This is a genomic window from Amycolatopsis sp. NBC_01307, assembly GCF_035975215.1.
Classification (GTDB): Bacteria; Actinomycetota; Actinomycetes; order Mycobacteriales; family Pseudonocardiaceae; genus Amycolatopsis.
Genome location: NZ_CP108403.1, coordinates 5,002,903 through 5,015,621 on the forward strand (window position 1 = coordinate 5,002,903; position 12,719 = coordinate 5,015,621).

At 70.9% G+C, this 12,719-nt stretch carries 11 protein-coding genes; 5 read left to right on the forward strand and 6 right to left on the reverse strand.

The genetic code is table 11. The annotated features are described in order from the left end of the window. Positions 1-12: 12 nt before the first annotated feature. Entirely contained in the window at positions 13-2,133 is a 2,121-nt protein-coding gene (locus tag OG439_RS20810) for a heavy metal translocating P-type ATPase (protein ID WP_326951027.1), read from the reverse strand. Beyond that, positions 2,130-2,990 carry a hypothetical protein gene (locus OG439_RS20815; protein ID WP_326951028.1) on the reverse strand — a complete coding sequence of 287 codons (861 nt, stop codon included), beginning with the start codon at positions 2,988-2,990 and terminating at the stop codon, positions 2,130-2,132. Before OG439_RS20815 ends, OG439_RS20810 begins: the two co-directional genes overlap by 4 nt. A gap of 366 nt (positions 2,991-3,356) precedes the next feature. Here OG439_RS20815 and OG439_RS20820 point away from each other — a divergent pair, with 366 nt between their 5' ends. After that, the gene (locus OG439_RS20820; RefSeq protein WP_326951029.1) at positions 3,357-4,409 is read left to right on the forward strand and encodes a C40 family peptidase; all 1,053 of its coding nucleotides are present in this window, start codon (positions 3,357-3,359) and stop codon (positions 4,407-4,409) included. A gap of 164 nt (positions 4,410-4,573) precedes the next feature. Beyond that, the gene (locus OG439_RS20825) at positions 4,574-4,774 is read left to right on the forward strand and encodes a DUF3072 domain-containing protein (protein WP_247053671.1); all 201 of its coding nucleotides are present in this window, start codon (positions 4,574-4,576) and stop codon (positions 4,772-4,774) included. Positions 4,775-5,175: 401 nt separating this feature from the next. Here OG439_RS20825 and rho read toward each other — a convergent pair whose 3' ends face one another. After that, entirely contained in the window at positions 5,176-6,240 is a 1,065-nt protein-coding gene (rho, locus tag OG439_RS20830) for a transcription termination factor Rho (RefSeq protein ID WP_326951580.1), read from the reverse strand. Between the two features lie 242 nt (positions 6,241-6,482). Here rho and OG439_RS20835 point away from each other — a divergent pair, with 242 nt between their 5' ends. Further along, positions 6,483-7,019, forward strand: coding sequence for an ATP-binding protein (locus OG439_RS20835; RefSeq protein WP_326951030.1), 537 nt, complete (start codon positions 6,483-6,485; stop codon positions 7,017-7,019). 204 nt (positions 7,020-7,223) lie between these two features. Here OG439_RS20835 and OG439_RS20840 read toward each other — a convergent pair whose 3' ends face one another. Both OG439_RS20840 and OG439_RS20845 read right to left on the reverse strand, forming a co-directional pair. Further along, the gene (locus OG439_RS20840) at positions 7,224-7,436 is read right to left on the reverse strand and encodes a hypothetical protein (RefSeq protein ID WP_247053679.1); all 213 of its coding nucleotides are present in this window, start codon (positions 7,434-7,436) and stop codon (positions 7,224-7,226) included. A 42-nt stretch (positions 7,437-7,478) separates the two neighbouring features. Continuing rightward, a complete protein-coding gene (locus OG439_RS20845) occupies positions 7,479-8,651 on the reverse strand; it encodes a glycoside hydrolase family 64 protein (protein WP_326951031.1) in 1,173 nt (390 codons plus the stop codon). A 340-nt stretch (positions 8,652-8,991) separates the two neighbouring features. On the opposite strand from OG439_RS20845, the gene OG439_RS20850 reads away from it, so the two are divergent. Both OG439_RS20850 and OG439_RS20855 read left to right on the forward strand, forming a co-directional pair. Beyond that, positions 8,992-9,900: a glycoside hydrolase family 16 protein gene (locus OG439_RS20850; protein ID WP_326951032.1), complete on the forward strand. Its 909-nt coding sequence runs from the start codon at positions 8,992-8,994 to the stop codon at positions 9,898-9,900. 17 nt (positions 9,901-9,917) lie between these two features. Continuing rightward, complete coding sequence (locus tag OG439_RS20855; RefSeq protein ID WP_247053685.1) at positions 9,918-10,421, forward strand: methylated-DNA--[protein]-cysteine S-methyltransferase; 504 nt, start codon at positions 9,918-9,920, stop codon at positions 10,419-10,421. Positions 10,422-10,425: 4 nt separating this feature from the next. Here the strand turns inward: OG439_RS20855 and OG439_RS20860 are convergent, their stop codons facing one another. Further along, positions 10,426-12,672: an extracellular catalytic domain type 1 short-chain-length polyhydroxyalkanoate depolymerase gene (locus OG439_RS20860; protein WP_326951033.1), complete on the reverse strand. Its 2,247-nt coding sequence runs from the start codon at positions 12,670-12,672 to the stop codon at positions 10,426-10,428. Positions 12,673-12,719: the final 47 nt, after the last annotated feature.

Below are 12,719 nucleotides of genomic sequence, written 5' to 3' on the forward strand. Positions count from 1 at the left end.
GTTCGGCCGTGCTTATTCAAAACGGCGCAGACGCAGGCTGTTCATGACGACGAAGACCGAGCTGACGGCCATCGCCGCGCCGGCGATCATCGGGTTGAGCAAGCCCGCGGCGGCGAGCGGCAGCGCGGCGACGTTGTAGGCGAACGCCCAGAACAGGTTGCCCTTGATCGTCCGCAGCGTCCGGCGCGCCAGCCGGATCGCGTCGGCCGCCGCGCGCAGGTCACCGCGCACGAGCGTCAGGTCGGCCGCCTCGATCGCGACGTCGGTGCCGGTGCCCATGGCCAGCCCCAGGTCGGCCTGGGCGAGCGCGGCCGCGTCGTTGACGCCGTCGCCGGCCATGGCGACCACGTGCCCTTCCGCCTGGAGCCGCTCGACGACGGCGGCCTTGTCGTGCGGCAGCACCTCGGCGATCACGCGCTCGATCCCGACCTCCACGGCCACCGCGCGGGCGACGACGGCGCTGTCGCCGGTCAGCAGGATCGGCGTCAGCCCGAGCCCGCGCAGCCGCCGGACCGCCTCGGCCGACGTCGGCTTGACGGTGTCGGCCACGGCCAGCGTGCCACGGACCTCGCCGTCCCAGGTCACGGCGACCGTGGTCAGCTCGGCCCCGGCGGCGTCCGCCCGCCCGACGCGCACCGTGCGGCCCTCGACCACGCCGGTCACGCCCAGCCCGGGCGTGCTCCGGAACTCCGACACCGCGGGCAGCACGCCGAAGCGCTCCCGGGCGGCGGCCGCGATCGCGCGGGCCACCGGGTGCTCGGACGCGGCCTCGACGGCCCCCGCGAGCCGCAGCACCTCGCCGTCGCCCTCGACCAGCGCCATCCGGCCGGTCGTCACCGTGCCGGTCTTGTCCAGCACGACGGTGTCGACGCGCCGGGTCGACTCCAGCACCTCCGGGCCCTTGATCAGGATCCCCAGCTGAGCGCCGCGGCCGGTGCCGACCAGCAGCGCCGTCGGCGTGGCCAGGCCCAGCGCGCACGGGCAGGCGATGATCAGCACGGCGACCGCCGCGGTGAACGCGGCCGACGGCGTCCCGCCCGCACCGAGCCAGAAGGCGAGCGTCGCCACGGCCAGCGCGATGACGATCGGGACGAACACCGCCGAGACGCGGTCCGCGAGCCGCTGGACCTGCGCTTTCCCGGTCTGCGCCGCCTCCACGAGCCGCGCGGTCCGCGCCAGCTGCGTGTCGGCGCCGACCTTCGTGGCCCGGACGACGAGCCGGCCGCCGACGTTGACCGTCGCGCCCGCCACGGCGTCGCCCGGCCCGACCTCGACCGGCACGCTCTCGCCGGTCAGCAGGCTCGCGTCGATCGCGGATCCGCCGTCCTCGACGACGCCGTCGGTGGCCACCTTCTCCCCCGGTCGTACGACGAACTCGTCGCCGCCGGCCAGCTCGCCGACCGGGATCCGCAGCTCACGGCCGTCGCGCAGGACCGCGACGTCCTTGGCGCCGAGGTCGAGCAGCGCCCGCAGCGCGGCACCGGCGCGTCGCTTGGCGCGGGCCTCGAAGTAGCGCCCGGCCAGGAGGAACGTCGTGACGCCGGCGGCGACCTCCAGGTAGATCGCGCCGTCGCCGGACATCCGCTCGACGGTGAGCTCGAACGGGTGCCGCAGGCCGGGGGTGCCCGCGGTGCCGAACAGCAGCGCGTACAGCGACCAGCCGAAGGCGGCGAGCGTGCCCAGCGAGATGAGCGTGTCCATCGTGGCGGCGCCGTGGCGCAGGCTGGCGAACGCGGCGCGGTGGAACGGCCACGCGCCCCACACCAGCACGGGCGCGGCGAGGGTGAGCGAAATCCACTGCCAGTAGGTGAACTGCCACGCGGGCACCATCGCCAGCAGGATCACCGGCACGGCGAGCCCGGCCGAGACGACGAGCCGTTGCCGCAAGGTCCGCGTGCCGTCGTCTTCGTCGGCTGCCGGTGGCTCGTCGGCGGGCAGTTTCGCGCGGTAGCCCGCCGCTTCGACTTGCGCCACCAGTTCTTTCGGCTCGATGTCGCCGGAGTAGGCGACTTTCGCCTTCGCCGTGGCGTAGTTGACGGTCGCGGTGACGCCGTCCAGCTTGTTGAGCTTGCGCTCGATCCGCATCGCGCAGGACGCGCAGGTCATGCCGGTGATCGCGAGGTCGACGGTCATCGCGGTGCCCCCGTTCCGGTGGTGACGGTGAACGCGGCGGTGCGGACGACGTCGCCGTGGCGGAAGTCCAGGAACAGCCGGTAGGTGCCGGCCGACGGCACCTCGGCCACGAAGGTGAGCCCGGGCCCGGCCGGGTGGACGTGCAGGTACGCCAGGTCGCCGCCGCGCAGCGCGACGAGGTGGCCGGCGGCGCCCAGGTAGGGCTGCAGGTCGGTGACCGCACGGCCGTCCTCGGTGACGGTCGCCGTCAGCCGGGACGCCCGCCCGGCGACGAGGTCGCCGTCGAGCCGGACGTGGTAGCCGTCGACGTCCGCGACGCGCGTCTCCGGAAGCTCGACCGGCTGGAACACCCTCGGCGCGACGAGGTCTACGCCGAGCGTCAGCGGCTTCGCGCCCGAAGGCGTGAAGCCGGCGAAGGCGCGGTAGCTGCCCGCATCGGCGACGGTGAGCGGAACTGTCCACGTGCCGTCGGCGCCCAGGTCGGGGTGCAGGTGCTGGTAACCGGCGGTGTCCCGGCGGACGAGGATGAAGTGGAGCCGTTTCTCGTGCTCGACGTCGAACGCGGTCACGGGCGCGCCGTCAGGGCCGGTGATCCGGAACGTGAAGCGGGTGGCCACGCCCGGCGTGAGCGTCGTGGTCGTGGGCGTCAGGGTGTAGCCGTCCTGGGCCGAGGCCAGGCCGCCGGGCAGGTCGACGACGGCTTCGCTGTGGGTGTCCTCGTGGGTGTCGTCGTGGGTGTCGCTGTGGGCCTCGGCCTGGGGGAAGGGACCGACGGCGGTCCCGAGCGCCCAGGCTCCCCCGGCGACCAGGACGAGCGCCGCGCCGTAGGCGGAAAGCTTCGCTGAGGTGGTGCTCATGCCTCAGATATACCCTAGGGGGGTAGGGTAAGCAACGCCGTCACGGCCTGTCAGACCGGACACAAGTTTTCGCAGCGCACCTGGTCCAGCGATGATTTCGGCCGTCACGGAGAGTTCCGACGCGAACCCCCTGGACTCTCCCGTGTTCTTTTCGTAACCTGTTCGAGATCTCGCGGCCCCGCGCCGCCGACAGGTGGCTACGCGAGATCGCCGCCGATACCCCCCTGCCGGGTACCGGACCCCCACACCGCGTGGCTCACCTGTTGCGGGAGAGCGCGCACCGTGACGGGGCAGTGCGGACGAGGCCCCCGACTCGCCGCCCCGGTCCCGACCGGCGGCCGAACAGCAAAGGAGACCCGCGCGAACGTGCATTCGCATCCCGTCAAGCGCGTGGTGTCAGGTGCCCTCGCGGCCGCCGCGGTGATCGCAGTGATCACCGTCGCGGACCCCGCGGCCACCGCCGCCCCGATCCCCGCCCTTCAGGCTCCGCCCACCGGGTCGGAGGCCCTGGCCAAGTACCGCGACCTCGCGGCGCAGGCCGAGAAGCTCAACGAAGACCTGCTCAAGGCCCAGGCCGACCTCACCACCAAGCAGGGTGAGCTCGACAAGGCCACCACCGACGTGGACGCGGCGAAGACCGCGGGCGCCGAGGCCGCCGACGCGAAGCAGAAGTACCAGTCCCAGGTGGACAAGTTCGCCAACGCGTCGTTCACCAGCGGCGTCCAGCTCAACAAGCTGTCCGCGCTGCTGGCCGGCACGTCGACGCAGGACTTCCTGGACCGCTCGTCGGCCCTTGAGGTCATCGCGACCGACAAGAACTCCGCGATGGACAACCTCAGCGGCGCGGCCGAGAAGGCCAAGACCGCCGAGAAGACGGCGACAGACGCCGCGAAGAAGGCGACCGACGCCCGCGACGCGGCGGCCAAGCTGACCTCGGACATCGAGGGCAAGAAGAAGAACCTGCAGACCCAGATCGACCAGATCGAGGCGCAGAGCAAGACCCTCAGCACGGCCGACAAGGCCGCGCAGAAGGACACCGGCGGCAAGGCCCCCACCGTCAAGGCGGCGACCGGGGCCGCCCAGACCGCGGTCAACGCGGCGCTGAGCAAGCTGGGCAGCGCCTACGTCTGGGGCGCGACCGGACCGAGCACGTTCGACTGCTCGGGCCTGATGCAGTGGGCCTACAAGCAGGCCGGCATCACCCTGCCGCGCAACTCGGCGGCGCAGGCGGGCTTCGGCACGTCGGTCTCGCGCGACCAGCTGCAGCCGGGCGACCTGGTCGCCTACTACTCCCCGGTGTCGCACATCGGGATGTACATCGGCGACGGAAAGATGGTCCACGCCCCCACCAGTGGTGACGTGGTCAAGATCTCCCCGCTGATGAGCGAGTACGCCGGAGCGACCCGCCCGACGGCCTGACGTTTCGCGAATCCGTCCACAGTGGTGTTCACGCCGCGGTGGACGGATTTCGCGTTTCCGGGCGGGGTTCGCGGGGAAACTCCTCCGCGGGGACGTGCACGGAAACTGTCGGGGCTCTGGGTTACAGTCGGACTCAGGCGAACAGACGTTCGAATGGAGTGGTGATGACCGAACAGCCGGAACCCAACCCGGAGAAGGACCCGAGCGACTGGACCACCGGCGACGAGCCGATGACCGGGCCGCAGAAGTCCTACCTGCAGACGCTCGCCCAGGAGGCGGGGCAGGAGGTGCCGGAGGATCTGACGAAGGCCGAGGCCTCCAAGCGCATCGACGAGCTGCAACAAACCACCGGCCGCGGCGCTTGAGCGTGTCCGGGGCGGCTGCGCGGGCTGGCGGCGGCTGAGGTACTGCGGCGGCTGAAGCGGCACCCGGCTGCTGGCGGGCAAGCGCTCGGGCTGGCCAGAACTTGGGCCGGATGGCGCTCGGCGGCGGACCGAACCAGCCGATCGGGCGGCGCGAGCGCTTGAGCTGGCACGGCACCTGCTGAGAGCACATCGGCGGAACAAGCACGCCGGTCCAGGTGCGCGCACCGAAGTGAGCGCGGCGGCTGAGCAAGAGCACCGGTCGAGCGGACCACATGAGCGCCGTAGCCGGGCGGGCGCGGCAGCTAGCGGATGCGCGACTGCGGCTCAGCGCATCGCGAGCGAGAGGGCAGGCACCGGCCGAGCGGGCGTAGCGAGCGAGTGGCCACGCCGGCCGAGCGAGTTCAGGCGGCCTGGGGCAGTGCGGCCGCGCCGGTTACGCGTAGCAGGAACTCGGCGTTCGAGCCTGTCTTGCGGAGCTGGTCCAGCAGTTGCTCCACCGCGTGCGGGCCCTGCAGTGCTCGGCGGACGTCGCGCATTGCGGCCAGTTCCTCCGGTGTCACCAGCAGTTCCTCGCGGCGGGTGCCGGATGCGGCCAGGTCTACCGCCGGGAAGACTCGGCGTTCTGCCGTGCGGCGGTCCAGCTTCAGCTCGGCGTTGCCTGTGCTCTTCAGCTCCTCGAAGAACACCGTGTCGGCCAGTGAACCGGTTTCCACCAGCGCTGTCGCGATGATCGTGAGGGAACCGCCGCCCTCGACGTTCCTTGCGGCGCCCAGGATGCGCTTCATCGGCTGCAGGGCCGCCGCGTCGACGCCTCCGGAGAGGGTGCGGCCCGAAGGGCGGGCCGACAGGTTGTACGCGCGGCCCAGGCGGGTCAGGGAGTCGAGCAGGAGCACGACGTCCTCGCCGCGCTCCACCAAGCGCTTGGCGCGCTCGACCGCCAGTTCCGCGATCGCTACGTGCTCGGCCGGCGGGCGGTCGAATGTGGACGCGATCACCTCCCCGCGCACGGTGCGGCGCAGCTCGGTGACCTCCTCCGGGCGCTCGTCGGCGAGCAGCACCATGAGCTTGCACTCCGGGTGGTTGGTGGCGATGCCGTGCGCGATTTCGCTCAGCACCGTGGTTTTCCCCGCCTTCGGCGGCGAGACGACCAGCGCGCGCTGGCCCTTGCCGATCGGCGTGACGAGGTCGATGACGCGGGTCAGCACCCGCGCCGGGGTGGTTTCGAGCAGCAGTCGCTCGTCGGGGTGCACCGGGACGAGGTCGTCGAAGTGCGGGCGGCGCGTGGCCGGGTTGACGCCGTCGACGCTGATGATTTCCTCGGCGGTGCCGGTGATTTCGTCGCCCGTGCGCAGCTTGTGCTTGCGGACGACGGAAAGCGGGATGGTGACGTCGCCGTCGGCGCTCCGGTAGCCGGCGCGGACGAAGGCGGATTTTCCTTGTACGTCAAGGATTCCGTGGAAAGGCATGGTTTTCTCCTGAATGCGGGGAACGGCCGGCGCGCGGACGGCGGCGGACCGTGAAATGAAAGGAAAGAGGCCGAGCTGGCCTGGATCCGGGAGCTTCCTCCGGGCGGCCTGGAGGCCGACGTCCGCGAGGAGCACCTTCACTGTAGCCCGACTTTCCCCGAAGCACAATGCGTGAGAACCGGTGGCGGTGGGTAGGACTTCAGGGAAGCCGCCGAACCGTGGCCGACGGATGGGAGCACACCGTGCACCGACACACCCCGGAACCGGACGTCGACACCGGCGAAACCGCCGACGACGGCCCACCCGGGACCACGTCCCCCGACCGCCTCCCCGCGGGGTCCGGGACCGTGGTCAGCTCGACCTTCGAAGAACTCGCGCCGGCGCTGCCCAACGACGTCGCCGACCTGCGCCGCAAGCTCATCCACTGGCTGGCCGCCCTCCCCCTGGACCCGGAGAGCACGCACGACATCACGCTGGCCACCTACGAGGCGCTGGCGAACGTCGCGGCCCACGCTTACCCGGTCAAGCACGGCTGGGCGCGCCTGCAGGCCGCGCGGGTGGGCGACGCCGTGATCGTGACGGTCACCGACACCGGCTGCGGCATCCCGGCGACCCGCGCGAGCCGCCCCCGCACCGCGGGCCTGCGCACCTCGGGCGGCCGCGGCCTGCTGCTGATCGACAAGGTGACCGACCAGTACGACATCGACACCGGCGAGCAGGGCACGACGGTCCGGATGACCTGGCGCCCGGCCGCCTTGCGGCACGCGGGTGCGGCCTGACCCGCGTGGGTCGAATGAGGCCGCGAAGGCGACCGATTCGGGAATCGAGCAAGATGAAAGAACGTCACGGCTGACGAAGCAGCGGGCAACCACCAGCCCGAATACCGTCAGTCACTCCGGCATCGCTCATCGAATGCAAATGAGCAGGCTCGAAAGCCGAGAAACGCGGTGAGCCGGAGCCGGCCCACCGCGTTTCAGGGAACCTCAGGCCGCGCTGGCCAGCCGCACGAGGCGGTTGCGCGGGTACGACACCAGTTCGCGCTCCTCGTCCGTGGTGAAGATCTCGACGGAATCCTCCAGGATGTCCGCCGAAGTCACCTGTAGCTGCCACGCGGGCAGCCCCGGGGCGGGCTCGTGCCAGAACCACTGGCCCTTGGTGAGCTGGTCCGCCGGGACCGTCGCGTCGTCCGTGTTCATGCCATGAGGCTAACCGCCACCACCGACAGTTTTTGAACGGGCTCAGCCATGGGTCGCTCCCACCGTGATCGTCAGCACGTCCGGGTCGCCGGCGAACACCGCGCCGCTGAAGTCCGGGCCCGGGCTGACGTCGTCGTACGGGAACGCGTAGCCCCGGTTGTCGGGCAGTTTCGAGTGGACGATGCGGGCGTAGTGGTTGGTGACGTCGCCCAGGTAGAACTTCGCCGGGTCCTCCGCCGTCGGCTGGTTCGCGTTGTCCAGCAACGTCGTCCGGTTCAGGGCCGCCGCCAAGCGCGGGATGATGCTCTTGCGCGCGTCGCTCGCGCCGGCCGCGATGGCGAACGGGCCGCTGTCGCAGCTCCAGACGTCCGCCGTGGCCGGCTTCGCGAAGGACTCGGCCCCGAGCACCAGCTGGCCGCCGGTGACGCGGCCGGTGAACGTGCCCAGGCCCGGGTTCTGCGAGTCCACCACGAGGTCCGTGCCCTCGTACTTCTGCCAGACCTGGTCGATGTAGCCGCCGAGGTACCCGCCGAACTGGTCGGCGTGGTGGTGCGGCGACAGCGCGCGCAGGTTCCCGCCGCCGCCGGTCTGCACCAGCCCCGGCCAGTTGCCGCCCAGCGCCGTCAGCTCCGACGAGATGGCGTCGAGCGACCCCGAAGGCAGGCCGTTGACGGTTTTCGTGCCCGAGCCGGACGTCGTGAGCGACAGGCCCATCGGCATCCCGACGAAGTCGACGTAGCTGATGTTGGCGAACAGCTGCTCGTCGTTGAACGTGAACTCGCTGAACGACCAGTTCTTCTCGTAGTTGGGATCGGCGGTGTTCAGGAAGCTCGGGTGCACCAGGGCCGGCCCCGGGTCGAGGAAGAAGTCCAGCTTCGCGTCCGTGACGACGTAGATCCGCGCGCCGCCCATCTTCGGCACGGAGACCTGAGCGCCGGAGCCGACCGGGATGGCGCAGTCCTCGGGCAACGGCGTGTGCGCGGCGCCGGGCGAGTCCGGGTAGTACGGCGAGCCGTCGGCGCGCAGCAGGACCAGCCGGCCGTCCGGGGTCGTGCCGGTGACATAGGCGTACACGGTGCCGGAGCCGGAGTTGTTCACCAGCTTGAGACCGAAGGTCGACGGCGTCGCGGCGTAGGCGGTGCGGGCCAGGGGCAGCACGGTGGCGGTGGCGAGCGTGGCCGCCGAAAGGCTCAGGAACGAGCGGCGCGAGATCATGATTCCTCCACTTTGAGGATTACCAGAACACGCGGCGTGCTCCACAATGGAGGCACAGGCCGCGCTCGCAGATTCGTTGTGGACGCCAACAAACTATGAACGCCGCCGGCCGGGCCTGACAACCCCTCCAAGGTAGGTCTAGACCACCGTTCGCACCCGGCGCGCGATGCCCCGCGCGGAGAAATTTCAAACAATCCCGGCCGGTCACTGCCCCCGGGTACCGGGTCGCGGGTAATTCCGGGCAGGGGCCTTGACTTCCCCGCGAACGGTCGGTGACAGTGGACGGCCTCGCAGGTGGACGCACCCCCTTTCCGGCTTCATCACAGAGAAAGCGGACCCCATGCAGCCCAGCAAGCGTTTCCTGCGACTGACCGCCGTGATGGCAACGTTGTCACTGCCCTTCCTCGCCCCCGCGACGACGTCCGCCGCGGAAACCTGGACCACTGTGTTCCAGGACGACTTCGACGGCGCGGCCGGTACCGGCCTGAACACCCAGGACTGGCTCTACGACAGGGGAACCGGCTACCCGGGCGGCGCGGCGGCCTGGGGCACCGGCGAGCTCGAGACGGCGACGGACTCGACCGACAACGTCTACCACGACGGCGCCGGCCACCTCGCCATCAAGCCGCTGCGTGACGCCGCGGGCAACTGGACCTCCGGCCGGATCGAGACGCAGCGGACCGACTTCGCCGCCCCGGCGGGTGGACAGATGGAGATCAACGCGTCGCTCAAGCAGCCGTCCCCCGCCAGCGGGCTCGGCTACTGGCCGGCGTTCTGGGCGATGGGCGGCGACGCGCGGCCGGTCGGCGCGACGAACTGGCCGAGCATCGGCGAGCTCGACATCATGGAGGACGTCAACGCGCTCAGCAAGCACTCCACCACCTTCCACTGTGGACAGTGGCAGGGCGAGTGCCACGACCCGGACGGCATCACGAGCGACCTGCAGGACTGCCCGGGCTGCCAGGAGGGCTACCACTCCTACTCGGTCGTGGTGGACCGCCGCGACGCCGCCGCGGAGGAACTGCGGTTCTACCTCGACGGCAACCAGACCTACTCGGTGAAGCAGAACCAGGTGTCCGACGCGACCTGGAAGGCCGCGGTCGACCACGGGTTCTTCGTCATCTTCGACGTCGCGATCGGCGGCTCCTACCCGAACAAGGTCTGCGGCTGCACCTCCCCGAGTGCGGACATCACGCCGGGCGCCGAGATGAGCGTCGACTCGCTGTCGGTCAAGGTCAGCGATTCCTGAGCCGATAAGCTGGCGCCATGAGCGTCCGGCACACCGTCATCGACTCCCCCATCGGGCCACTGACCCTCGTCGGTGACGCGGCCGGTGCGCTGCTCGGCCTCTACTTCGACGGCCACCTGCGCACGCCCCGGATGACCGACCTCGGGGAGCGCACCGAGACCGGCTTCGAGGTCGTGGAAGCACAGCTGGGCGAGTACTTCGCGGGCACGCGGCGCGAGTTCGACCTCGAGCTCGCGCCGCGTGGTTCCGCGTTCGAGAAGCAGGTCTGGGACCTGCTGACGAAGATCCCGTTCGGCGAGACCCGCACCTACGGGCAGCTGGCCGCCGCACTGGGCGACCCGGGTGCCGCGCAGGCCGTCGGCAACGCGAACGGCTGGAACCCGATCAGCGTCATCGTGCCGTGCCACCGGGTGGTCGGCACGAGCGGGAGCCTGACCGGGTACGCCGGCGGCCTGGCCCGCAAGCGGTTCCTCCTGAGCCTGGAGGAGCCGCCCGCGGACGAGGTCGGCCGGTTGTTCTGACCCGTCAGGATGTCCCGCAGGTCACGGTGGGCGCCGTCAGGTTCCCGCCGTGCTCGACGGTGAACCCGATGACGTTGCCGCTGCCGTTGGGTTTCGCGGTCAGCACGTACCCGGTGCTGTCCCAGGTGCCGGTGTAGTTCCAGCTGCCGATGACCTTCTGGGGTGCGTGGAAGGTGATCGTGAGCACCCAGTTGTTCGAGCCCGTCACGCTCACCTGGCCGTTGAAGCCGACGTTCCACTCCGCTGTCTTGGTGTAGGTCCCGGTGCACCCGCCCGACGGCGGCGGGGTCGTGGTCGTCGGCGGCGGGGTGGTCGTGGTCGGCGGCGGCGTAGTGGTGGTGCCGCCGTTCAGCGCGTCGAGGACCGCGGTGTAGGCGGCCTTCTTGTTCCCGCTGCCGTCGAACAGCAGCGGGGTGGCCGACGCGCGCCAGGAGTCGGTGTCCCGGATGCCCCACACGGTCAGGCCGTTGCAGCGCGCCACCGCGAGGCAGGCGTTCGTGACCGTGCTGAAGCTGTTCGCCTGCGTGGTGCCCGACCCCTCGATGTCCAGCTCGGTGATCTGCACGTCCACGCCGAGGTCGGCGAAGTTCTGCAGCGTGGTCTGGTAGTTCGACGGCACCGGGCTGGCGCTGTTGAAGTGCGACTGGAAGCCGACGCAGTCGATCGGCACGCCGCGGGACTTGAAGTCCTGCACCATGCGGTACACGGCCTGGGTCTTCGCCTGGCTCCAGTCGTCGGTGTTGTAGTCGTTGTAGCAGAGCTTCGCGCCGGGGTCGGCCGCCCGGGCGGCGCGGAACGCCGCCTCGATCCAGTCGTTGCCGGTGCGCTGCAGGTTGGAGTCGCGGCGAGCGCCGGAACTGCCGTCGGCGAACGCCTCGTTCACCACGTCCCACGAGTAGAGCTGGCCGCGGTAGTGCGTCGCGACCTGGGTGACGTGGTTGAGCATCGCCGAGCGCAGCGACGAGCCCTCCATGCCCTGCATCCAGCCGGGCTGCTGCCCGTACCAGGCCAGCGTGTGCCCGCGGACCTGGGCGCCCTGGGACCTGGCCTGGGCCACGATCCGGTCGGCGTTGCCGTAGGAGAACTGGCCCTGGTTCGGCTCGGTCGCGTCGATCTTCATCTCGTTCTCGGGCGTGATCATGCTGAACTCACGGCTCAGGATGCCGGTGTAGACGCTGTCCGAGAGCCTGCTCGCCGAGACGGCCGTGCCGAAGTACCGGCCGGTCCGCGCCGCCGCGCCGCCGAGCGTGGTGCCCGTCGCCGGCGGGGGCGACGTCGTCGTGGTGGGAGTGGTCGGGGTGGTCGGCGTGGTCGTGGTCGTGCCGCCGCTGTTCAGGCCGAGGTAGGCGATCGCGTAGCCCACCATGCCGCTCTGCGGCAGCACGTGCCCGGCGCCCTGGACGCTGATCGCCTCGACCGGCGCCTGGACGCCGGTGCCGCCGTAGCGGGCACGGGTCCAGCCGGACTGCGGCTGGTCGGTGCCCGACGCCGTCTGGCTCACCCCGGCGAGGTTGGTCCACTGCTTGACCTCTTCGCCGAAGTTCGGGTAGCGCAGGGTGTCGTCGGCGGTGCCGTGCCACAGCTGCATCCGCGGGTACGGGCCGCTGCGCCCGCCGCTCATCTGCCGGGCCTGGTCACCCCACTGCTGCGCGGTCTTCGTCAGCTGGCCGTTCGCGCACTGGGAGTTCCAGCTCGACCCGTCGGTGGTGCCGAAGCAGCCGGCGGGCACGCCCATGAACGCCGACCCGGCGGCGAACACGTCCGGATATTCCGCGGCGAGCACGTTCGTCATCATCGCGCCCGAGGAGAACCCGGTGACGTAGACCCGGGACGGGTCGACGTTGTAGTGCTGCTTCGCGTAGTCGACCATCGAGAGGATGCCGACCGGGTCGCTGCCGCCGCCGCGGGTCAGCGCCTGCGGTGAGGAGACGTCGAAGCAGGCGCCGCTGCGGGTGGCCTCCGGGAACACGATGACGTACCCGTACTGGTCGGCCGCGGTGACGTAGTCGCGGGCGTAGCCGTTGAAGACCGCCGAAGCCGAGCCGGTGCAGTAGTGGATCGCGACCAGCAGCGCCGGCTTGGCCGCCACCCGGTCCGGGACGTAGGTGTACATGTTCAGGTTGCTGGGGTTGGTGCCGAAGCCGGTCACGCGGTTCAGCGACGCCGCGGACGCGGGCTGCGCGGCGAGCAGCACGACCGCGGCGACCACCGGCACGACGGCGGCCAGCAGCACAGTGAGCAGTCTTCTCACTCGGGATTCCTTTCCGGGGCAGGGCGCGCAGCGGTCTCGATCGTTCG

Coding starts and splice junctions, on each gene's coding strand:
- OG439_RS20850 (WP_326951032.1), top strand. CDS start 8,992: ATGCAGCCCAGCAAGCGTTTCCTGCGACTGACCGCCGTGATGGCAACG.
- OG439_RS20840 (WP_247053679.1), bottom strand. CDS start 7,436: ATGAACACGGACGACGCGACGGTCCCGGCGGACCAGCTCACCAAGGGC.
- OG439_RS20810 (WP_326951027.1), bottom strand. CDS start 2,133: ATGACCGTCGACCTCGCGATCACCGGCATGACCTGCGCGTCCTGCGCG.
- rho (WP_326951580.1), bottom strand. CDS start 6,240: ATGCCTTTCCACGGAATCCTTGACGTACAAGGAAAATCCGCCTTCGTC.
- OG439_RS20845 (WP_326951031.1), bottom strand. CDS start 8,651: ATGATCTCGCGCCGCTCGTTCCTGAGCCTTTCGGCGGCCACGCTCGCC.
- OG439_RS20825 (WP_247053671.1), top strand. CDS start 4,574: ATGACCGAACAGCCGGAACCCAACCCGGAGAAGGACCCGAGCGACTGG.
- OG439_RS20855 (WP_247053685.1), top strand. CDS start 9,918: ATGAGCGTCCGGCACACCGTCATCGACTCCCCCATCGGGCCACTGACC.
- OG439_RS20815 (WP_326951028.1), bottom strand. CDS start 2,990: ATGAGCACCACCTCAGCGAAGCTTTCCGCCTACGGCGCGGCGCTCGTC.